This is a genomic window from Sporolactobacillus terrae (assembly GCF_019930545.1).
Classification (GTDB): domain Bacteria; phylum Bacillota; class Bacilli; order Bacillales; family Sporolactobacillaceae; genus Sporolactobacillus; species Sporolactobacillus terrae.
The window spans coordinates 2347133-2367441 of record NZ_CP082837.1; the positions used below are offsets into that span (position 1 = coordinate 2347133).

The 20309-nt window shown below is 47.6% G+C and carries 19 protein-coding genes, 12 tRNA genes and 1 rRNA gene; 3 read left to right on the forward strand and 29 right to left on the reverse strand.

The window, feature by feature from the left end:
- Positions 1 to 105 precede the first annotated feature (105 nt).
- From K7399_RS11210 to acpS, 25 genes are all read right to left on the reverse strand, one after another.
- Positions 106 to 1656: ribosomal RNA gene (locus tag K7399_RS11210) — 16S ribosomal RNA — on the reverse strand.
- A gap of 227 nt (positions 1657 to 1883) precedes the next feature.
- Positions 1884 to 1960: transfer RNA gene (locus tag K7399_RS11215), tRNA-Ile, on the reverse strand.
- 10 nt (positions 1961 to 1970) lie between these two features.
- Positions 1971 to 2044: transfer RNA gene (locus tag K7399_RS11220), tRNA-Gly, on the reverse strand.
- A 6-nt stretch (positions 2045 to 2050) separates the two neighbouring features.
- Positions 2051 to 2127: transfer RNA gene (locus tag K7399_RS11225), tRNA-Pro, on the reverse strand.
- Positions 2128 to 2136: 9 nt separating this feature from the next.
- Positions 2137 to 2210 (reverse strand) — tRNA-Arg (locus K7399_RS11230).
- A gap of 13 nt (positions 2211 to 2223) precedes the next feature.
- Positions 2224 to 2309 (reverse strand) — tRNA-Leu (locus tag K7399_RS11235).
- 9 nt (positions 2310 to 2318) lie between these two features.
- Positions 2319 to 2403, reverse strand: a tRNA-Leu gene (locus K7399_RS11240).
- Positions 2404 to 2408: 5 nt separating this feature from the next.
- Positions 2409 to 2480 (reverse strand) — tRNA-Lys (locus K7399_RS11245).
- Between the two features lie 3 nt (positions 2481 to 2483).
- A tRNA-Gln gene (locus K7399_RS11250) sits at positions 2484 to 2558 on the reverse strand.
- Positions 2559 to 2624: 66 nt separating this feature from the next.
- Positions 2625 to 2700, reverse strand: a tRNA-Asp gene (locus K7399_RS11255).
- 19 nt (positions 2701 to 2719) lie between these two features.
- Positions 2720 to 2794 (reverse strand) — tRNA-Glu (locus K7399_RS11260).
- A gap of 7 nt (positions 2795 to 2801) precedes the next feature.
- Positions 2802 to 2893 (reverse strand) — tRNA-Ser (locus tag K7399_RS11265).
- A 3-nt stretch (positions 2894 to 2896) separates the two neighbouring features.
- A tRNA-Asn gene (locus K7399_RS11270) sits at positions 2897 to 2971 on the reverse strand.
- 174 nt (positions 2972 to 3145) lie between these two features.
- Positions 3146 to 3613 (reverse strand): SprT family protein, encoded by a 468-nt coding sequence (locus K7399_RS11275; protein WP_028984089.1) that lies wholly within the window; start codon positions 3611 to 3613, stop codon positions 3146 to 3148.
- Positions 3614 to 3634: 21 nt separating this feature from the next.
- Positions 3635 to 5803 carry a Tex family protein gene (locus tag K7399_RS11280; RefSeq protein ID WP_128167159.1) on the reverse strand — a complete coding sequence of 723 codons (2169 nt, stop codon included), beginning with the start codon at positions 5801 to 5803 and terminating at the stop codon, positions 3635 to 3637.
- Between the two features lie 216 nt (positions 5804 to 6019).
- A complete protein-coding gene (gene sigB, locus K7399_RS11285; RefSeq protein WP_037582118.1) occupies positions 6020 to 6808 on the reverse strand; it encodes an RNA polymerase sigma factor SigB in 789 nt (262 codons plus the stop codon).
- Entirely contained in the window at positions 6780 to 7259 is a 480-nt protein-coding gene (rsbW, locus tag K7399_RS11290; RefSeq protein WP_028984087.1) for an anti-sigma B factor RsbW, read from the reverse strand. The genes sigB and rsbW overlap by 29 nt, the downstream gene beginning before the upstream one ends.
- Positions 7252 to 7590 (reverse strand): STAS domain-containing protein, encoded by a 339-nt coding sequence (locus K7399_RS11295; RefSeq protein ID WP_028975631.1) that lies wholly within the window; start codon positions 7588 to 7590, stop codon positions 7252 to 7254. Before K7399_RS11295 ends, rsbW begins: the two co-directional genes overlap by 8 nt.
- A 63-nt stretch (positions 7591 to 7653) precedes the next feature.
- Positions 7654 to 8652, reverse strand: coding sequence for a PP2C family protein-serine/threonine phosphatase (locus K7399_RS11300; protein WP_028984086.1), 999 nt, complete (start codon positions 8650 to 8652; stop codon positions 7654 to 7656).
- Positions 8653 to 9132: 480 nt separating this feature from the next.
- The gene (locus tag K7399_RS11305; protein WP_010025898.1) at positions 9133 to 9483 is read right to left on the reverse strand and encodes a type II toxin-antitoxin system PemK/MazF family toxin; all 351 of its coding nucleotides are present in this window, start codon (positions 9481 to 9483) and stop codon (positions 9133 to 9135) included.
- 3 nt (positions 9484 to 9486) lie between these two features.
- Positions 9487 to 9765 (reverse strand): CopG family ribbon-helix-helix protein, encoded by a 279-nt coding sequence (locus K7399_RS11310; protein ID WP_010025899.1) that lies wholly within the window; start codon positions 9763 to 9765, stop codon positions 9487 to 9489.
- 160 nt (positions 9766 to 9925) lie between these two features.
- Positions 9926 to 11116 (reverse strand): alanine racemase, encoded by a 1191-nt coding sequence (gene alr, locus K7399_RS11315; protein ID WP_028984085.1) that lies wholly within the window; start codon positions 11114 to 11116, stop codon positions 9926 to 9928.
- Positions 11117 to 11353: 237 nt separating this feature from the next.
- Positions 11354 to 12364 carry a LolA family protein gene (locus tag K7399_RS11320; RefSeq protein ID WP_128167161.1) on the reverse strand — a complete coding sequence of 337 codons (1011 nt, stop codon included), beginning with the start codon at positions 12362 to 12364 and terminating at the stop codon, positions 11354 to 11356.
- A 47-nt stretch (positions 12365 to 12411) separates the two neighbouring features.
- Complete coding sequence (locus tag K7399_RS11325) at positions 12412 to 13926, reverse strand: NAD(P)H-hydrate dehydratase (RefSeq protein ID WP_128167163.1); 1515 nt, start codon at positions 13924 to 13926, stop codon at positions 12412 to 12414.
- A 55-nt stretch (positions 13927 to 13981) separates the two neighbouring features.
- On the reverse strand, positions 13982 to 14344 hold the full coding sequence (acpS, locus tag K7399_RS11330; protein ID WP_028984082.1) for a holo-ACP synthase: 363 nt from the start codon (positions 14342 to 14344) through the stop codon (positions 13982 to 13984).
- Between the two features lie 214 nt (positions 14345 to 14558).
- Between acpS and K7399_RS11335 the strand changes: the two genes are divergently transcribed.
- Together K7399_RS11335 and K7399_RS11340 are read left to right on the forward strand one after the other, a co-directional pair.
- Positions 14559 to 15173 carry a rhomboid family intramembrane serine protease gene (locus K7399_RS11335; RefSeq protein ID WP_028984081.1) on the forward strand — a complete coding sequence of 205 codons (615 nt, stop codon included), beginning with the start codon at positions 14559 to 14561 and terminating at the stop codon, positions 15171 to 15173.
- Between the two features lie 118 nt (positions 15174 to 15291).
- Positions 15292 to 15534 (forward strand): ferredoxin family protein, encoded by a 243-nt coding sequence (locus K7399_RS11340; RefSeq protein WP_010025905.1) that lies wholly within the window; start codon positions 15292 to 15294, stop codon positions 15532 to 15534.
- Between the two features lie 78 nt (positions 15535 to 15612).
- Here the strand turns inward: K7399_RS11340 and K7399_RS11345 are convergent, their stop codons facing one another.
- The 3 genes from K7399_RS11345 to K7399_RS11360 form a co-directional block, all read right to left on the reverse strand.
- Entirely contained in the window at positions 15613 to 15879 is a 267-nt protein-coding gene (locus tag K7399_RS11345) for a late competence development ComFB family protein (RefSeq protein WP_028975638.1), read from the reverse strand.
- Between the two features lie 209 nt (positions 15880 to 16088).
- Complete coding sequence (locus K7399_RS16235; RefSeq protein WP_276530139.1) at positions 16089 to 17063, reverse strand: peptidoglycan-binding protein; 975 nt, start codon at positions 17061 to 17063, stop codon at positions 16089 to 16091.
- A 451-nt stretch (positions 17064 to 17514) separates the two neighbouring features.
- Entirely contained in the window at positions 17515 to 18243 is a 729-nt protein-coding gene (locus K7399_RS11360) for a DsbA family protein (RefSeq protein ID WP_028983425.1), read from the reverse strand.
- A 286-nt stretch (positions 18244 to 18529) separates the two neighbouring features.
- Here K7399_RS11360 and K7399_RS11365 point away from each other — a divergent pair, with 286 nt between their 5' ends.
- Complete coding sequence (locus K7399_RS11365; protein WP_028975641.1) at positions 18530 to 19129, forward strand: DedA family protein; 600 nt, start codon at positions 18530 to 18532, stop codon at positions 19127 to 19129.
- Between the two features lie 233 nt (positions 19130 to 19362).
- Here the strand turns inward: K7399_RS11365 and K7399_RS11370 are convergent, their stop codons facing one another.
- On the reverse strand, positions 19363 to 20256 hold the full coding sequence (locus K7399_RS11370) for a DUF1002 domain-containing protein (RefSeq protein WP_128167167.1): 894 nt from the start codon (positions 20254 to 20256) through the stop codon (positions 19363 to 19365).
- Positions 20257 to 20309: the final 53 nt, after the last annotated feature.

The window sequence follows — 20309 nt, forward strand, 5'->3', positions numbered from 1 at the left end:
ATCCAGTTTTCAAGGTTCATGGCTGCCTTTCGGCTCGCCGGTGAAGGAATGCTTCCTTCAAAACCAAACAAAAGACCAAGCGTTCGCTATTGATCGTTTCCTTAGAAAGGAGGTGATCCAGCCGCACCTTCCGATACGGCTACCTTGTTACGACTTCACCCCAATCATTTGTCCCACCTTCGGCGGCTGGGTCCATAAAGGTTCCCACACCGACTTCGGGTGTTACAAACTCTCGTGGTGTGACGGGCGGTGTGTACAAGGCCCGGGAACGGATTCACCGCGGCATGCTGATCCGCGATTACTAGCAATTCCGGCTTCATGCAGGCGAGTTGCAGCCTGCAATCCGAACTGGGGGCGGCTTTATGGGATTCGCTTGACCTTGCGGTTTCGCTGCCCTTTGTACCGCCCATTGTAGCACGTGTGTAGCCCAGATCATAAGGGGCATGATGATTTGACGTCATCCCCACCTTCCTCCGGTTTGTCACCGGCAGTCACCTTAGAGTGCCCAACTTAATGCTGGCAACTAAGATCAAGGGTTGCGCTCGTTGCGGGACTTAACCCAACATCTCACGACACGAGCTGACGACAACCATGCACCACCTGTCACTCTGTCCCCCGAAGGGGAACGGCCTATCTCTAGACTTGTCAGAGGATGTCAAGACCTGGTAAGGTTCTTCGCGTTGCTTCGAATTAAACCACATGCTCCACTGCTTGTGCGGGCCCCCGTCAATTCCTTTGAGTTTCAACCTTGCGGTCGTACTCCCCAGGCGGAATGCTTAATGTGTTAACTTCAGCACTAAGGGGTTGGACCCCCCTAACACCTAGCATTCATCGTTTACGGCATGGACTACCAGGGTATCTAATCCTGTTTGCTCCCCATGCTTTCGCACCTCAGCGTCAGTAACAGACCAGAGAGCCGCCTTCGCCACTGGTATTCCTCCACATCTCTACGCATTTCACCGCTACACGTGGAATTCTACTCTCCTCTTCTGCACTCAAGCTCCCCAGTTTCCAATGACCTTTTGCGGTTGAGCCGCAAGATTTCACATCAGACTTAAGAAGCCGCCTGCGCGCGCTTTACGCCCAATAATTCCGGACAACGCTTGCCACCTACGTATTACCGCGGCTGCTGGCACGTAGTTAGCCGTGGCTTTCTGGCCGGATACCGTCACAGCACCAGCATTTCCTCTGGCACTCGTTCTTCTCCGGCAACAGAGCTTTACGATCCGAAAACCTTCTTCGCTCACGCGGCGTTGCTCCATCAGACTTTCGTCCATTGTGGAAGATTCCCTACTGCTGCCTCCCGTAGGAGTTTGGGCCGTGTCTCAGTCCCAATGTGGCCGATCACCCTCTCAGGTCGGCTATGCATCGCAGTCTTGGTGGGCCGTTACCCCGCCAACTAACTAATGCACCGCGGGCCCATCTGTAAGTGATGGCCGAAACCATCTTTCAACCTCGCACCATGCGGCGCGAGGGATTATCCGGTATTAGCTCCGGTTTCCCGAAGTTATCCCCGTCTTACAGGCAGGTTGCCCACGTGTTACTCACCCATCCGCCGCTCACGTCCAGGAGCAAGCTCCCTTCTGTGCGCTCGACTTGCATGTATTAGGCACGCCGCCAGCGTTCGTCCTGAGCCAGGATCAAACTCTCCAAAAAGTTTACTGTTTACTTACTATTGTACTTCTTGTCGTACTCCCAAGGAGAGGAACTTCTGCTAAGGGCGTGCACGTCCTGTGCACAACGCAGAAGTCACCACATCCTGTGGAAGCTATGATCCATAGCAAATTGAATTGATTATGGGGTTTAAAACCCTCTATTCACGCTTGGCTTTTGTTCAGTTTTCAAGGAACATTCATATAAATGAATATTAATAATAATAATAATGGTGGGCCTAAGTGGACTCGAACCACCGACCTCACGCTTATCAGGCGTGCGCTCTAACCAGCTGAGCTATAGGCCCATAGATATAATGGAGCGGGTGATGGGAATCGAACCCACGACCAGAGCTTGGAAGGCTCTTGTTTTACCACTAAACTACACCCGCAAAAGATGGTCGGGAAGACAGGATTTGAACCTGCGACCCTCTGGTCCCAAACCAGATGCTCTACCAAGCTGAGCCACTTCCCGATAAATCAATGCGCCCTAGAGAAGTCGAATCCCTAACCTTCTGATCCGTAGTCAGACGCTCTATCCAATTGAGCTAAGGGCGCATATTAAATTAAATGGTGCGGTCGAGAGGACTCGAACCTCCACGAAGTTGCCTCCACTAGCCCCTCAAGCTAGCGCGTCTGCCATTCCGCCACGACCGCATATATAAATGGTGCGGGTGAAGGGACTCGAACCCCCACGTTGGAAAACACTAGATCCTAAATCTAGCGCGTCTGCCAATTCCGCCACACCCGCTAAAATGAGCCACGAAGGATTTGAACCTTCGACCCTCTGATTAAAAGTCAGATGCTCTACCCCTGAGCTAGTGGCTCATGTGGCTGGCCCAGCTGGATTCGAACCAGCGCATGACGGCACCAAAAACCGTTGCCTTACCGCTTGGCTATGGGCCAAAAACAATTATGTATCATAACATAAATCGTTTATAGCTGAATATCAATTACATGTATCATTTATAATGGCGGATCCGATCGGATTTGAACCGACGATCTCCTGCGTGACAGGCAGGCATGTTAACCCCTACACCACGGATCCTCATATATTTTATTTAAAATGGTGACCCGTACGGGATTCGAACCCATGAACCCACCGTGAAAGGGTGGTGTCTTAACCACTTGACGAACGGGCCAAATTAATGGCGGAGAAGGAGGGATTCGAACCCTCGCACGATTTACACCGTCTACTCCCTTAGCAGGGGAGCCCCTTCAGCCAACTTGGGTACTTCTCCATATGGCTCCACAGGTAGGATTCGAACCTACGACCGATCGGTTAACAGCCGATTGCTCTACCACTGAGCTACTGTGGAATAAGTGGTTTTAAAAACAAATGCATAGGCTATTCTACACTGTGATAATTCATTTGTCAACAGTGCTTCGAAAGTTCTTTTAATCGGTCGCTTTCATCAGCATGTCCTCTTGACGACTTAAATAATTTACCACAGAATCAAATACCTAGTCAACCCTTTTTTTAAACTTTTTTATTAATTGATCCGTCGCTTACTTATTAGACGGATGCTGCCCCCACAAGTGCCGCAAACATAACGTTTTGTATCAAGTTTTCTTTTTCTCTTAAAATGGGCGCCGCAAACCGCACACTGGTAATCATAGCGTACGCTTGAACGCGTGCGTGCATGAGGGATTGCTTCGCAGTACCGCGAACCGCCGACCTTTGCAAGCAGCATGCGAAAGTCGGCGTCTCGGTGACGATAGCCCATCCCCAACAAGTGAAGATGGTAGTGGCAGAGTTCATGTTTGATAATCTTAACAAACGATTCAATACCAAAGTGCTGCAACTGACGATTGTTAAATTCCAAGCCGTGCGTAATCAGCAAGTAGCGTCCGCCTGTAGTGCGCAGTCTTGGATTAAAAATAGCGCGATGAAGAAACGGCCGATGAAAACTGTCTAGGGATATCTGCTCCACCATTTTTTGAAGTTCTTCATTGGTCATTTGACCACCTCCACAGGCACATTAAGGCATGATTCTTTCTTTTGGCGCTACCATCGTTAAAGAAATACGTCCCTTGTCTGCATCCACCTGTTCAACCCAAACAGTGACGATCTCGCCGACTCGAACGACATCTAATGGATGGCGCACAAACCGTTCAGCTAGTTTTGACAGATGTACAAGCCCGTCTTGTTTGACACCAATATCGACAAAAGCACCGAAGTCAACCACATTGCGGACCGTTCCTTCAAGCTGCATGCCTGGTCTTAAATCCTCCATTTTCAATACATCCGTTTTTAAAAGTGGTTTTTTTAAATCATCACGCGGGTCACGCCCCGGCCGAATCAGTGCTTCGGCTACATCGCGCAAAGTCGGCTCGCCAACTGAGAGTTCCGCTGCTGTTTTCGCTAGATCCATCGCTTTAAGTTTATCCGCCAATCCGCTTGAGCCGATTTTCTCCGTCGTGCCTCCAACCTTGGCAAGCAGCCTGCCTGCTACTTCATAGCTTTCCGGGTGAATGGGAGTATTATCAAACGGATTGTCTCCACCGCCAACGCGCAGAAATCCTGCGGCTTGTTCAAATGCCCGCGCACCTAAACGCGGTACCTTTTTAAGCTGACTACGATCGGTATACCTGCCCCTTTTTTCCCGTTCTGCAACCACATTCGCTGCCACTGTTTTTGAGAGTCCTGCCACGTATTGAAGCAATTGTGACGATGCCGTATTGACATTAACACCGACCTGATTCACCACCGTCTCAACAACAAACTGCAGTGATTTGGCTAGATCTCTCTGTGATACATCGTGCTGGTATTCGCCGACTCCGACTGATTTCGGATCCACTTTCACCAGCTCTGCAAGCGGATCTTGTAGACGCCGCGCAATGGATACCGCACTCCGCTCTTCGACATGCAGATCAGGAAATTCCTCACGCGCGAGTTTCGATGCTGAATACACACTGGCACCTGCTTCATTAACAATCATATAGAAAAGTTTGCGCCCGTTGACCTGCTTCAGCGTTTCAGCAATAAATGCTTCCGTTTCGCGTGATGCTGTACCGTTGCCGATCGCAATGATATCAATCTTATATTGGTCAATTAGCTGCAAAACCGTCCGCCTCGCTCCTTCTTTATCGGACTTGGGCGGTGTTGGATGGATCAAGGAAATAGCGAGCACTTTGCCTGTAGGATCAACAACAGCCAGCTTACAACCGGTTCGATAAGCAGGATCCACGCCAAGTACCGTCCGTTCCTTTAAAGGTGGCTGCAGCAGCAACCCGCGCAAATTTTCCGCAAAGATGTGAATGGCTTGTTTTTCTGCTTTCTCTGTGAGTGCTTGTCTGATCTCTCGCGCGGTTGCTGGAGCGATCAACCGCCGGTAAGCGTCTTCCGCGCATTCCTTTAGCTGCTGAGCAGCCGTAGTCTTTTTCCCTGGGTTTAATGCACGCAGAACGGACGGAAGAATAGTGTTCTCAGGTGATTCAATCGCGACTTTCAAGATGTCTTCTTTTTCGCCGCGATTGACCGCAAGAATACGATGTGGCACGATGCCTTGGATGCGTTCTTCATAATCATAGTAATTGGCATACACGTTTTTCGGATCAAGTTCAGGATGCTTGGCTTGAACATGCACCGTGCCCTGCGCGAGTGTACGTTTTCGGGCAAGTGCGCGAAGTTCAGCATGTTCGGAGACACGTTCCGCAAGAATATCTCTTGCACCTTGAAGCGCTTCCTCTACAGAAGCCACATGCTTTTCCCCAGAAATATATCGGGCAGCTTCATGTTCAATGGGCTGAACGGGTAATGATGCAAGCCAATCGGCCAGTGGTTCCAGCCCTTTCTCTTTAGCCTTTAGCGCGCGCGTCCGTCGTTTTTGACGATACGGAAGATAGAGATCCTCAACTTCTTGAAGAATGGACGCTTGATTAATTTTTTGTTTTAATTCAGGCGTTAGTTTTCCCTGTTCCTCGATCCGGTTGAGTACTTCTTCTTTGCGTTTTGCCAGTTGCTGCTTGTATGTATAGGATTCTTGTATTTTCTCAATTTGTACTTCATCGAGCCCGCCGGTCATTTCCTTACGGTAGCGTGCAATAAAAGGAATCGTATTGTCCGCATCCAGAAGCTGCACCGTTCGTGCAACCTGGCCGGCATCCAGTTTTAATTGCTTTGCGATCTGTATAATTGTTGCATCCATGCTGATCGTCTCCTTTGCATTTATCATATCAAAAAATGGAGACGCGTGTTTGAGCAAATCACTGCGTTTTGGAAACCGACCGTGAGTCAATGAAAAAAACCGAGCAAAAGCGCCCGATTCTTATTTCCACTGTCTTTTGCGTGGCCAAAAATCACCTCCTTTCTTTTCCTGCAATAAAAAAACAGCGCGTTTGATGTGAGCGGTCAACGCGCTGTGCTATTTATGGGATGACAAACCGATTTCTTCTTTATGCGGCAGTATGTTTCTCAGTTTGCATAAGGCATTTCTTTGCAGCCGCGATACATGCATTTGTGAAATACCTAGCCGCTCTCCGGTTTCTTTCTGGCTGAGATTTTCAAAATATGTGCAGGTTAAGATATCCCGTTCGCGCTGGGTGAGAAAGCGAAATGCTTCCCTTAAGATCAACTTTTTGTGCACATGCTCATAGCCTTGCTCTGGTTTTCCGACTATATCCAGCAAGGTTACCGCCGAACCTTCTGCGTCGCCGTCGATCTTAGAATCTACCGACAAGGTGTGATAACCTTGAGCCATTTCCAACGTTTCAAGAACGACTTCTTCGCTTTCGCCGACCGCGTCTGCAATCTCATCAATACGCGGCGAACGCTGCAGTTCACGCGTCAATTGCTCGGTTGTTTTGCGGATCTTGGGACTCAGTTCTTTAACGCGCCTTGGCACATGAACACTCCAGGTCTTGTCGCGAATGTAACGTTTGATCTCTCCGATAATCGTTGGAATGGCAAAGGACTCAAAGCTTCCGCCTACCGATGGATCAAACCGTTTCATCGCGGCAATCAACCCCATCATCCCCACTTGATAGAGGTCTTCACGGACATCGCTGTTTTTAGCAAATTTTGCTGCGAGTGCGCCCACCAGACGCTCGTAGTTGCTAATGATCATCGTTTGCAGATGTTCATCATCAGGGTTGTTTTGGTAGTCAACGATCATCTTTTGAATTTCAGTCCGTTGTTGAGACTTTGTCGGCAATTTGCTCCACCCCGTCTCTAGTCAGAAGCTTGGTCATACGAACGGCCACTCCTGATTCTGTGCTGATGGATACGCGATCCATCAAAGTATTGATCAAAAAGAGTCCCAGACCTCCTTCATTAACTTCTTCAAGATCAACAGTAGTATCAATTGGATGCAGCTTTTTGAGCGCTTCGTTTGCATTAAAGCTTTCCCCGTCATGCATGACGGTGATCGTGATCGATTGGACGTCGCAGTCCATCACCATTCTAATCTGACCTACTTCATCTTCTTTGTAACCATGATTGACCGCGTTTGTACAGGCTTCCGATACGGCAACCTTAATATCCTCGATCGCATCAAATGAGAAGCCCATTCTGCTTGCCGCTCCGGAACTTGCAAGCCGTGCAATGCTGACAAACTCTGGTTTTGCCGGAAGGCTCAGCTGAATTACGTCATTCACTTCATTCATTTGTATCCCCTCCGCCCACCTGTGTTCGTGCAATCAGTTCGGTCAAACCGGTAATCTCAAACAGCCGCTCAATTCGCGGCGTCAACCCGACCACAGAGAATTTGCAGTGATGTTTTACCGATGATTTAAGGGCGGCGACAATCACCCCGATAGCCGTACTGTCCATATAATTTGTTTTATTAAGATCTAAAATCAGTGCTCCCCCGTTTAATTCAGTTAAAGGAAGCAGGTTTTTCTTAAATTCAGGAGCTGTGAATACATCAATTTCTCCCGACACAACAACCCGATTCGTGTTTATTCTCTGATTTTCGCGTTCGATCGATAAATTCATATCGCTCCTCCTCCCCGCTATATATCTTTATTGAACAATACCCGCTTGTCAGAGACGCGAAACTTAAAACTTCATCGCAATAAATGTAAAATCATCGGTCAGTTCAAAGTGCTGCATTCTCTTCAACTCATAAAGGACACGTCGAACAATACGTGCGGCAGGAAGATGCATGGATCGTCGGATCAGCTTAATAATGTGTTCCCGCTCAATAAAATCACGATCTTTGCGAATCTCCGTAACGCCGTCCGTCAGCAAGAAAATCATATCGCCCGGCTCAATGACACGCGCGTATTCTTTGTAGCGGGACCCTGGTGCGAGACCAAGCGACATGCCCCTTGCTTCAAGGTCGAAAAAACAATCCTGCTGCGCCGAATAATAAAAACCGGGTTCATGTCCGGCTGACGAATTGGAAAATACATGGGTTACCGGATCATAAACACCGTAAAACATGGTCACAAACATGCTTGAATCCGCATTGCGTGCAACGACTCGATTTAAATTTGCAAGGATAGAAGAAGGTGCGCCCTGCTTGTTCTCAGGAATACTGTCCATCGCGTATTTGATCATCGACATACACATGGCCGCTGGAATCCCTTTGCCGACAATATCGGCGATCGTGACCGCCAAACGTTTACCGTCGTTAACAATGCGGTAATAGTCACCGCTCATCTTTTTTGCCGGCTCACTAATTGCACCGATATCTGCAAAGTCACAGTGTGGTACCTTTCCTTCAATCAGCGCTTTTTGCACTTCAGCAGCTACATCAATTTCCTTGTCCAGCTGTTTCTGTTTATGCTTAAGTTCTTGATGTTCCCAATACTCTCTTCCATAGCCTGCCATCATATTAATCAGAAATTCCATTGATCGAAGTGTGGCACGATCCAATGTGCGCGTCTGTTTCATCACCTCTAGATGCATGGCGACAAGATCTGCTGGAGATACCCCGTGTTCTTGAAGAAAATCACTCAGCAGCTCGCTCTCCTCAATGACCAGCTCAGATTCATGCGTCATGTAACGAATCAATAGATCTCGGTATGTGGCTAACTGCGGCCCATCTTCCATTGTTCCCACTCGTTGCACTCCCTTCCGGTAACCAAAAACCAGTCTCTTTCATCATGAATGGTTCAATGATTGTGCACGCACTCTTTTTTTCTTTATATTCGTAATCTTCATAATAAAAAAATTAACGAAGCCTGCGTTCTGCCCTTAGGCACCGGCTGAGCCTTAGTTGCGACGACCTAGTGTCCGGCATGCGTTCTGCACGGACTTCTTATCTCCCCTTTTTCTCTAACCTTCTCTATTTTCTTCTATATTAATATTAAAAAGTCTCTTATTTTATTATTTCATTTATTCCATCAAATGGCAAAAAATAGAGACAATACATTACTTTTTCGCATCATTGCCTCGCTTTTTTCGACTTTTCATGTTGAGGTACAACATGGTTCGATCGAGATTTGCCGCACATCAATCAATCTTGATGCAAAAAAATAGGCGCTGCTTGGCAGAAGCAGACGCACGATCGTTATCTTTGATCAGTTTCTATTAGAAGTCAATCAAACTCAGACTGATCTGAATGGCTTTATTTACTTGGCCCATCATTTCTTCGTCTAGATGCGTGATTTTATCCGTCAGTCGCTGCTTGTCAATGGTTCTGATCTGCTCAAGCAAGATAACCGAGTCGCGATCGAATCCGTACCGTTTTGCATCGATCTCCACATGAGTCGGCAATTTGGCTTTTTGAATTTGGGCGGTGATAGCCGCCACAACAACCGTTGGGCTAAAGCGATTGCCAATGTCATTCTGGATGATCAGAACGGGGCGGACCCCGCCCTGTTCCGATCCGACAACCGGAGAGAGATCTGCAAAGTAGACGTCGCCGCGTTTAACAATCACCGGTCACACCCCGCTGACGGAGCGTTCCAGTGTGATCTCTGCCTCCTCTTCAGCAAGAAAAGCTTCAGAAGCAAGATTTAGATTAATTTTAGCCATTTCCATGTAGCCCTGACGCATAATTTCACGGACATAGCCCCTATTACGCTCACGCAGATACAACCTGATGGCGCGATGGAGAAATTCGCTGCGATTCATCTTGTCTCGACTTGCCATTCCATCAATCTCGTTCAATAAATGTTGCGGCAAACTCAGCATGATTTCTTTTATCTTCGATTCCGACATGCCTGCACCCCCACCACTTTTGTCAGAATATATCTTTTTTAAATCTAAAATTTATGTTATCATTTCACATTTATTTTGCAAAGCTATTTTCGCCAAAAACTGCATACTTTTATGCCTCTTTGGAACTTTTTTTTACATTTTGACGATTTTTCTCAATAAATCACGACTCTTCTGCAACTGAAAGAATAGGATTGTATGTTTCGACGACTTTTCCATCCTTCCAATATACTCTTGGAATGCGCGGGTTAATGGTGCAGGTCACTTCATAATTAATTGTCGAAAGCTGCTCAGCACGTTCATCGGCCGTAATCGTCTCGCCGCCGTTCGAGCCGATTAGTGTGACGAGCGTTCCCTCCGGATAGTGATGAGGAAGCCGGCACATAAACTGATCCATACAGATGCGCCCGACAATTCGACAGCGCTGTCCATCAATGAGAACATCGGTATCGCCGAGTCCCCTCAGCCAGCCATCGGCATAACCGATCGGAACAGTCCCGATCCATTCATCGCATGCAGCTTGGTACGTAGCTCCGTACCCGATATGCGTTCCGGCTTCTACTTTTTTTACATGCGTCAAACGGCTGGACAAACCCATCACAGGTTTCAATGGGAAGGGCAGCTGTTCTACCATCTCAGCAGATGGAGACAAACCGTACATCGCAATGCCATAGCGCACCATCGTAAACAAAGGGTGTTTCTCTTTCGGATACTTTAGGGCCGTTGCGCTGTTCCCGCAATGAATCAGCGCTGGATGGACACCGAGCTGCTGGAACCAGTCAACCATTTGTTCAAAACGCGCATACTGAGTCGCGAAATACGCTTCGTCGGTTTGATCGGCCGTTGCAAAATGGGTGAAAAGCCCTTCGATGATCAAGCGGGAATCTTTACCGATTTCGCCGACAAGCGCTTGGGCATCGGTTTTACTGCGTACACCGATTCGGCCCATTCCCGTATCGCAGGAAATATGAAGGTTTATCGGATCCTTGCCGTCATATAACCGTTCCACCTGCGCTACCCATTCCCGGTCGGATACGGTCAATGAAATATGATGTTCGGCCGCTAAGGCGACATGACGCGGCGGGATCGGTGAGAGCACCAGAATAGGTGCCTTGATTCCTTGCTTGCGCAGTGCAAGTGCTTCATCAAATAGTGCAACGGCCAGCCATTTTGCGCCATTGGCCAGTGCAATGCGTGCGATTTGCTGTGCACCATGTCCATAGCCGTTTGCTTTGACAACAGCCAGTAAGGTTACCCCCTCAGGCAGCCTCTTTTTCATATTTCGTATGTTCTCAGCAGCGGCATCTAAATGAATATCCACCCACGTCTCTCGATAAAAACCAGCAGCTCCCATTGCGAATCCTTCCCATCTGCCTGCAAAAGTTACGCTTGTCGACGCATCCGCACTACGATTAAACGCTCGCGCGAAAGCGCTACAATCCGACAAGGTTTTCAATTACTATTTAATCACTTATTGATCAAAAACGGAAGCGCCTAATCGTGTGCATTCCCGCAAGGAACAGCGGCTATTTTGCCCGGAAAAGAAAAAAGAGCGCCCGATCTCGAAGAACGGTGCGCGGGCATTGCCTCATTATTTTGTTACGGTACCATTCACCGATTGGGCAATGGTGATCATTTCATCCTGAGTTAATTTTTCTGACGCAAGGTAGAAGTCCGTCCCATTGCTCGACCATGAGAGCGAGTGGTCGCCAAAGGATCCGACAGCAAAACCGAGATTCGCCGGCGTGCCTGTAGCAAGCGTCGCAGCGCTGGATGCTGCGGTTTGACTCTTGGTTTCTATTAACGTAAATGGCTTTTTACCGGCATATTTAAGCACATAGCGATCGCCGAATTTGCTTGATGCAGGCTTCAAAGTCTCGAGTTTCGTGCCTGAAATCACTGCTGTCGGATAAAGCAGCTTCAGCGACGATTTATTTTCAGCAGACGTACTCTGCGTTTTCGAAAGATTTGCCGCAGTCATGTTTTGCTTCACATCAAACGTCTTGTTCGGAATCGACGGATTTACTTTAAAGTTTTTGAAGGTGACGGTTACGACAACCTTTTGATCTTTATCCTTAATTTTCACGGTCTCCGGTGTCAGATCTTTCTTTAATGAAATCTCTTGGTTAGCCAGCTGTGCGGTATTGTAATTGGTCTTGGTATTGAAAATATAATGATTTTCTTTAGCCGTAAAGCTAGGATTCGGATCATTCAAGATGTCTTTCGCTAGGGAATGATAGAGATAGGCCTGGCTGCGGTTATTCGGCCAATCGCTGTCGAACCGGTAGCTTTTGTTCAGTTCAGGCGTCAGAACATAAACACCCTCTTTATTCTTCAAAATCATCTGTTTGTTAGCTTTATTGGCATCGCTAAGCGACACGCGGTAAAGATTCGGCCGTTTATACATGATATTGACTTGATACGCTTGCGCTTTTCCATGATTATGGAACGTCATGACTGCATTGGTCGAATAGCTGTTGATCTTTTCATAGCGTTTGTTCAGATCATTAATCACATCTTTTTCCGATTTAGCGCCGCATCCGGAGAGCAGCAATGCCGTCATCAGGATGGCACTAAGCCATAATGCCGACCACTTTTTCATGTATCTCCAACCCCTTTGCCTCTATTCGGTGACAAAGGAGAGACTGATTACCGACATGTTTTCTCGTCGTAAAGCTGATGCAGAACAGGAGGAATCGCTTCAATAAGGTCCGATGCCAGCACATCGAGCAAAGAATGCTCGCGGGCCGCCAATTCTTCTGCGGCAGCACCATGTACATAAACAGCGTTGCTGACGGCGTCCATCATTTGCTCATGCTGCAGGAGAAAAGCAAGCAAAATACCGGTGAGTACATCGCCGGAGCCGCCTTTTGCCATGGCTGCATTGCCGGTAGGGTTTACAATCTGACGCCCGTCCGGCGCAGTCACGAGTGTCGCTTTGCCTTTTAATACAAGATACACCTGATACTTTTCGGCAAATGCTTTCGATATGCCGAATCGATCACGTTCAACGTCTTGAACCGATGAATGGGTGAGCAGTGCCATCTCGCCCGGATGTGGCGAGAGCACCGCTGGTTTATGCCGCTTAGGGAGCAGATCCAAATGATTTCTCAAATGAAAGAGCCCGTCGGCATCAATCACGCATGGAATCGTGTCGCTCTCTTCAACAAGACGACAGACGAGTTCCTCTTCGCGAGCATCTCTTCCTAATCCGGGACCAATACCGACTCCGGAAGCTCCATCCAGAGCGACTTGAACACGCGGCAGATACATTGTTTCAGGAAGCTGCGCAGCCAGGATCGGTTGAATCACTTCCGGTACACTGACCTTCAGCAAACCGATTCCCGAACGCAATGCAGCTTTTGCCGAGAAAAAGGCTGCACCGGGCATATTTTTCGATCCGGCAATAAGCAAACCTTTTCCATGATTGCCTTTGTGCGAAAAAGGGTCGCGCACCGGCAGTGTCCGAACGACATCGCTTCTCATCCGAAGTTCCCGCTGTACACCGACTTGTTGGTAAGCCTTGTTCGGAATACCTATCGGCAGCACGCGGACGGTTCCAAAATGTCTGGCTGCCGGCTGCATAAATTGCGCCAGCTTCGGGCATTCAAGTGTCATTGTCTGATCGGCAAGCACCGCCGGATGGTCGAAGGCTTCGCCGTTGGCCGGTACACCACTAGGGAGATCCACAGAAATGACGGTTCCCTTGGATGCATTGATCCAGCGAATCACCTGCTGATCGGCCGGGTAGGGCGCTCCATGAATCCCGGTCCCCAGTAAAGCATCGATAATCCAATCGGCTCGGTCAAGCTGTTGTTGAAAGGTCTCAGGTTCGTCGCTTATACGCAAAAGCGTCCCGCCGCATGCACAATACGCGCGCATATGATTGGCAGCCTCGCCACTGATTTTTTGCGGATCGGCCGCCAGCCATGTACTCACTTTCGCACCGCTGTCAAACAACATGCGGGCAATCACAAATCCGTCACCGCCATTATTTCCTTTGCCAATAACCACACAGATGCGGTCCCCTGCTTTGCATTCAGGTTCGAGCGCCGCATATACCGCCCGCCCTGCATTTTCCATAAGCACCGGTCCTCCCAACCCGATGTGCGTTATGGTGTACTGATCAATGTTCCGCATTTCTTCACGCGATACAACATGCACTGTAGTCCCTCCCAGCGTAGTAAACTATATGAGACAAGGTTCTTTAATATGCAGACTAGCATGACAAGCTTTCAATAATCACAAATGCCGCTGCCGTGTGTTCCGTATGCGTCAGCGACACATGAACCACATCGCCGCTTGACAAATGTTCTTGAAGCTGCGGTTTTCCCAGTTCACCGGAAACAATGGACAAATCTTGAAAGGAGACCTTTTTTCCGATTCCGGTGCCTCTTGCTTTGGCGTACGCCTCTTTTGCTGAAAAGCGTCCGGCCAAATATTCCAATTTGCGCTTGCTATTGAGCTGATCATATTCTTGCTGCTCTTTTTTAGTTAAAATGCGTTTCACAAATGCCTGCTGATCGACCTTCCCCGCAATTCGATTGAGTTCAATCAGATCAACACCGATTCCTTTTATCATTCACGTTCCCGCCTTGCATCTTAATCCGGGCGATTACCCGGCCGTCTCTAAATGATCTAAATGAATGCCACGTGTAAAAACTGTGTCTAACGTTCAAGATAGAAAAGTTCGGTTCAAGGATTCATTGAAACCAAACCATTGTTTTTCTACCACTAATATCTATTTTACCCTATACTTAGTACAAGATCATTCTTCAAGGGGGTTTCTTGACGCATTGTTTATACGAAACGAATCATTCAAACTGTTTTTAAAGCTTTACCCAATCACAGCAATCCTTTTGGGCATTAATGTGCTGCTCTATCTTTTGTTTGTGCTGACGGGCACATGGCGCCTTGCCCCTGAATTCGCCTTTACCATTTTTAATTTTGCGGCCGGCTCCAATGATGCCATTCTAAACGGCGGTGCCTGGTGGCAGCTGGTCACACCGATCTTCCTGCACATTACCTTTTCACATCTTCTCTTTAACGCATTCTCGCTTTATATTTTCGGTCCCGCACTTGAACAGCTGATTGGCAAGTTCCGCTATTTAATCGCGTTCATAAGTACCGGAATCATCGCCAACATTGCGGCACTGTTCCTTGAACCGATTGGATTTGTCCACTACGGCGCAAGCGGCGCCTTATTCGGATTGCTCGGCATTTACATCTATCTCGTTGTTTTCCGCCGCGAATTCATCTCGCGCCAGGACCAAACCATCATATTCGTCATTGTGCTTGTCAGTCTAATCAGTTCATTTTTCAGTGCAAACATTGATATTATCGGTCATTTGATCGGCTTCCTGGCCGGGCTGGCGCTTGCTCCGTTGTTTTTTTACAAAAAAGCACTGTAAATCAGCTCTAAAACCAACCGATTATCTATGAAAAACATTTGTTTTTTGTTCAAAAATTGTTCATAATAGTAGAAGTTAAACTGACTCATGATTTCTATTTTGAAAGGAGCTCTTCTTCATGGCATTCGTCATCACTTCTGCCTGCGAAAATGAAAAAGCAGGTGAATGCATCGAAACATGTCCTGTAGACTGTATCGTTGAAGACCAGAAACAAATGTATATCGATCCTGATGTATGTATTGATTGCGGCGCTTGCGAAGCCGTATGCCCGGTTGAAGCGATTTATCCGGAAGATGAAGTGCCGGAAAGCGAACAGAAATACATTCAGATCAACCGTGATTTCTTCAAATCAAGATCTTGATCCTAAAATAAGGAACCCCCGCTGCATAAAGGTGCGACGGGGGTTTGCTCTTTTTCAGCGGGCTATTTACGCATCGTTTCAGTGATGCGGATCGGCGGAAACGCGTTTTACGCTTTCCGTGAGGGCCGTTAAAATCGTTGCACGGGATTGCACCGTCATGAGATGCGCCTTCACGTACATGCTTCCCACCGGCATTCGCACATAATGCGGCTTAAGCCTATTCAGTGTCAGTGCATAAACATCTGCTTTGCATCCGTCACAATGGCATGAAGCAGGTAGATTACTCCATTGCTGCTGCAGCAAATCCGTGACCGCATCCTCCATGACATTATGCACTCGCTGCATCACAAGACCTTCTTTCGTCAACGAACCGCTTTAATTCATTGCCTTTAAAAAGCGTAACATTCTTTCTGAATCGTAGCACAGAACAACCAACGACTCAAGACGCTCAGCCGATCATGGTGCTTCTTATCGCACAAGAAAAATGCCTGATCCTCGGACACGGGAAAATCAGGCAACATCGATTATTTTGTTCTGCTTCTTGATGCGCATAGTCATTCAAGAATTTTGACCTTAACCGTTCGTCTGCCCCATTGCAGTGCCCGGTTGTTGTCTTTAAAGAAAACATCGATGCGGTGTCCTTTAATCGCACCCCCGGTATCACCGGCAATTGCATACCCATAGCCTTCCACAAACAGTTTCGTGCCCAGCGGAATCACTGAAGGATCCACCGCGATCACCTTTGAGTTCGGGTTCTGATGCAAATTGATTCCCGTTGCTGTCGTTCCTGAGCATCCGTTGCAGTTTGCCGTATATGCGGTACTGTTGGCATAGAATTCCCGAACGATGGAAACATTCTCTGTCTTTCGCACCGTATCTTTTTTTAGCGGTGCTGCTTGAACCCGTGACTGTTCAGCCGCCTTTTTCGGATTGTTCTGAGCAGCGGAGGTTGCGGGTACTGCTGTGTCGATTTTACGTGAATTTTTCAGCAGGGATTCAATCTTTTTCCAGGTCTTAGGACCGACCACCCCGTCACGGCTAATCTTCATCTCATGCTGCAATGTACGAACTGCCGCTTCGGTTCGTGCACCGAAGTAGCCGTCAACCGGTAGATTGCTGAACCCGATTTCACGCAGCATTTCTTGAAGATAGGCGACTTCATTCCCTTTCGACCCGTGCTCAAGCAGATCCATATGTTGATTAATGTATTTGATCAATGCACCTTTCGTCTCCGACCCAACAATGCCGTCAATCGCGATTTTACTGTTCTTTTGAAAGGATTTAACTGCTTTTTCAGTCTTTGATCCGAAGTAACCCGTCGTTTTTTTTAGCGGATAGTCGCCGCTTGCTTTCAGTATCGATTGTATCGTCTTAATCTCGCCACTGTGCATCCCTTCGTAAAGTAAGGCATCATTGTTTAAATGTGCAGCCGCGTTCTGAGGCAGAATAATAAAACTTGAGGTAAATGTAGCCGCCACGGCAGCAGTTTTTGCAAGTGTGATCCCGGTATACATTGGTGTTCCCCCCATCGTTGATCTCTTTCCTACTACTATGAGCGGCTGGTGCGGAACATACTTTACATTTATATAACAGGACAAGGAAAGGAAATCGGGCAAGCTCGGCTCCTATTTCCGTAGGATGTGATGACTTTCGCGTTGCATACAGGACGTACTTTCACAGGATGTGATGACTTTCGCGTTGCATACAGGACGTATGCGCACTTAGCGAAAGTTCCTTTAAGAAAGTTCCTTTAAGAAAGTTCCTTTAGGAAAGTTTCTTCATACATGTGTGATGGACTCGTGTCTTTTCGGTGCTGAATCGCCGCTTCGGTTACTCGCTTGCCGCGGGCGCCAGAGTACCTCCGCTTTGACTCTTGGCCAAGACACTGGGCTATTGGTTTGAAGACAGGGCAAAATCAGATACGACTTTTCCTGTAAAAAAAGAGAAGCCCCAGAACGCTTCTCCGAAAAGTACATCGGTTTATTTGGTGTTTGCCAGCGCTTGATCAATTGCTGCTGTCAAAGCTGCATCATCCAAGCCATCATCAATCATTTGATCGCCGACAAAGACCGCCGGAGTGCCAGGAACGCCGAGTGAATCAGCCATCGCCGTGTCCTTGTCCACCTCGTTTTGCCGTGTTTTATTATTCAGCGCGCTTTGAAATGCTTTTAAGTCAAAGGACGGAACGGTCTTCTGAGCAATATCGGTCAGCAATTCTTTTGTCACCCATTCCTCCTTCTCATTCTTCTGAGCGGCAAAAAGCGCTTTATGGAACGTCCAGAATGCTTTTGGGTTTTGATGGTACACTTCTTCAGAAGCATTCGCAGCGAGTACCGATCCCGGTCCAAGGACCGTGTCATTAATGAAGTACAAGCTGATCTTGCCGGTATCGATATACTCCTTTTTCAGTTTCGGTACGACATCCTCCTCGAATTGCTTACAGTAAGGGCAGCGATAATCTGAGAACACGACGAGTTTTACCGGTGCATTGCTGCTGCCAATGTATGGCTGCCCTGCGTAATTAATCCTTGTTTGTGTTCGGGTGGTCTGCTTTTTCTCCTTTGGCTGAGCATCCTGTTTCTGTGAACGGTATACCATCGCCATAATTGCCGCAATCAAAATGATGACAATAATTGAACTGAATAGGACAATTCTTCCCTTTCTTTTTTGATCATTCGTCCTTTGGTTTGCGTGTTCTTTGTCTGACAATCCTTTCACCTCTCCGATTCTCAATGATTTTCCTAAAAAATATGATCAAGTCTTTTCAAAATCGTTCATTCTGCCGACAGACGGACAAACATTGCTTCGATAGTTTATAATAACAGGTTGTCTCTCCTTTCAGCCAGTAAACACTACCATTTATTGCCGAAATGGTCGAATAAAAATCATTCTCGGCTCGGCAACGGCTATAATTATGCATAGGCTTGACCATCCTGTGATTAGGCGGATCAGCGAAGGCCTTTTTTTCAAGTTAAGAAGATTAGGTGGTCTCATCATGGAACAGTTTCAATCGTTATTTTATACGTATGGCTATTTCTTTGTCTTTCTGTTTCTGTTTTGCGGATTGATCGGTGTTCCGGCTGCTGAAGAATCTTTTCTGCTTTTTGTCGGGGTCACCCTCTCGCAAGTTGCAGCCACAGCGTACAGCCTCAATCTCACCCTTTGTATCCTGATGGCTGTTCTTGGCGCTTCTTCAGGAATGGTCAGTGCTTATCTGATTGGTTTCTATATTGGCGAACCGTTTATTGAACGATTTGGCAAATATATTGGTTTAACTGAGAAACGATGGAAAATCGCGCAGAAGCGTTTTCAGCAGCATACGTTTCTTGCTATTATCGCCGGCTACTTCATTCCGGGAGTACGGCAAATCAATCCTTATCTGGCAGGGCTCAGCCGCGCCCGTTTTGCTTCGTATCTTCCCGCGACAATTCTCGGCGCAATCGTTTGGTCCACGCTCTTTCTGATGCTCGGCTATTACATGGGCAATCAGATTCGCCAGCTGCTTGGATTAGGCTTACTTCACGTCATGATTATTGCTGTCGTTCTGCTGATCGGATTTATCATCGTCACCATCGTTCAAGTAAAAAAACGATGACGTCTTCGGCATCTCTCCGATCCTGCGTTCCACAGGTACCTCGTCGTGAGTGATAAAAAAGATGCTGCGTATCCGCAAGTTCAAAATCAGATACTTTTGTACGCAGATGGGATGAACGCTCAAAAAAAGACATTTTCATTCAAGCGGTGTCCCGCGCTCCTCAAGCGGGTCATGGATGTTTCTTAACCGCACAAAAAAAGCGATCGGGATGCGACCGCTTTTCCAATGATTCATTAGTTAAACAAAGATGAGATGGCATGAAAAATGGAAGAGAAGAAATCACCGATCGCTTGGAATACCTGCGCCAAGAATCCCTTGGTCTGATCAGAGTTTGCAAGCTGTTTTACCTTGTCTTGAAGTTGCTGCATCTGACTGCCGACGTCTCCCCAGTTAATGTTCATGCTACGCATTTTATCAAAAAGATCCACAAGTTTTTGAATGTCGGCGCTGCTTAGCGTCACGTTCACCTGTTTCGCTGCATCACGGACGGCCTGTTCGACATCCTCCCGGGATTGCGGCTTATTCTGCGCCAGGTTGTTCTTGATTGCGGTCACCAGATCGGCTGCCTTTTCCTTGCCGACACCGTCTTTGTCTGCAAGCTGAGCCGTCGTCACGACCTCTTCATTAGCCACCTGTTTCTTTTGTTCCGGAATTTTCTTTCCGGTCTCGGTCTCATAGGCTTTAATCAAGCCGGTCAATGCAGCCGTACCGGACACCGGGAACGGAGCCGTGACATAGACATCCGCATCTTTGACACCGGCCGTTGCCAGCGCGTTAATGTACATATCTTTAGAAACATAGGTGATATTATGGGTACTTGCGGTCAAGCCGGATCCTGATTTTCCAAGCGTAATTTTCGATGAACTGATTGATCGCGTGCCGATTTGTGCCTTGGACAGATAGTTATCAAGGTATTGATGTTCTTCACTGTTATTGACTGTAATAATCTGAGCCGTGTCGGCATCGACGCCCATCTCATTGAGTATTGACTGCTTTTGATCAGCAGTCAGATTGGCACCAAGCGTGACAACGACATCGCCGGGTGCAGCATCGGCAAATACCTTGGTCGGAATAAATAGCCCGATCGCCAGCATCAAGCAGGCAACGAGCAAGCTTATTTTTTTCATCGATTCGTTCCTTTCCGGAAGCAGTCGGACAGCGGCTCCCCAAAAGCGTGTAC

What these genes read in the sequence shown, in the direction of transcription:
- K7399_RS11275 (WP_028984089.1), bottom strand. Translation starts at nt 3,613, where the DNA reads ATGACCAATGAAGAACTTCAAAAAATGGTGGAGCAGATATCCCTAGAC.
- K7399_RS11280 (WP_128167159.1), bottom strand. Translation starts at nt 5,803, where the DNA reads ATGGATGCAACAATTATACAGATCGCAAAGCAATTAAAACTGGATGCC.
- rsbW (WP_028984087.1), bottom strand. Translation starts at nt 7,259, where the DNA reads ATGAATGAAGTGAATGACGTAATTCAGCTGAGCCTTCCGGCAAAACCA.
- K7399_RS11295 (WP_028975631.1), bottom strand. Translation starts at nt 7,590, where the DNA reads ATGAATTTATCGATCGAACGCGAAAATCAGAGAATAAACACGAATCGG.
- K7399_RS11300 (WP_028984086.1), bottom strand. Translation starts at nt 8,652, where the DNA reads ATGGAAGATGGGCCGCAGTTAGCCACATACCGAGATCTATTGATTCGT.
- K7399_RS11310 (WP_010025899.1), bottom strand. Translation starts at nt 9,765, where the DNA reads ATGTCGGAATCGAAGATAAAAGAAATCATGCTGAGTTTGCCGCAACAT.
- alr (WP_028984085.1), bottom strand. Translation starts at nt 11,116, where the DNA reads ATGGGAGCTGCTGGTTTTTATCGAGAGACGTGGGTGGATATTCATTTA.
- K7399_RS11320 (WP_128167161.1), bottom strand. Translation starts at nt 12,364, where the DNA reads ATGAAAAAGTGGTCGGCATTATGGCTTAGTGCCATCCTGATGACGGCA.
- acpS (WP_028984082.1), bottom strand. Translation starts at nt 14,344, where the DNA reads ATGATAAAAGGAATCGGTGTTGATCTGATTGAACTCAATCGAATTGCG.
- K7399_RS11340 (WP_010025905.1), top strand. Translation starts at nt 15,292, where the DNA reads ATGGCATTCGTCATCACTTCTGCCTGCGAAAATGAAAAAGCAGGTGAA.
- K7399_RS11345 (WP_028975638.1), bottom strand. Translation starts at nt 15,879, where the DNA reads ATGCAGCGAGTGCATAATGTCATGGAGGATGCGGTCACGGATTTGCTG.
- K7399_RS16235 (WP_276530139.1), bottom strand. Translation starts at nt 17,063, where the DNA reads ATGGGGGGAACACCAATGTATACCGGGATCACACTTGCAAAAACTGCT.
- K7399_RS11365 (WP_028975641.1), top strand. Translation starts at nt 18,530, where the DNA reads ATGGAACAGTTTCAATCGTTATTTTATACGTATGGCTATTTCTTTGTC.
- K7399_RS11370 (WP_128167167.1), bottom strand. Translation starts at nt 20,256, where the DNA reads ATGAAAAAAATAAGCTTGCTCGTTGCCTGCTTGATGCTGGCGATCGGG.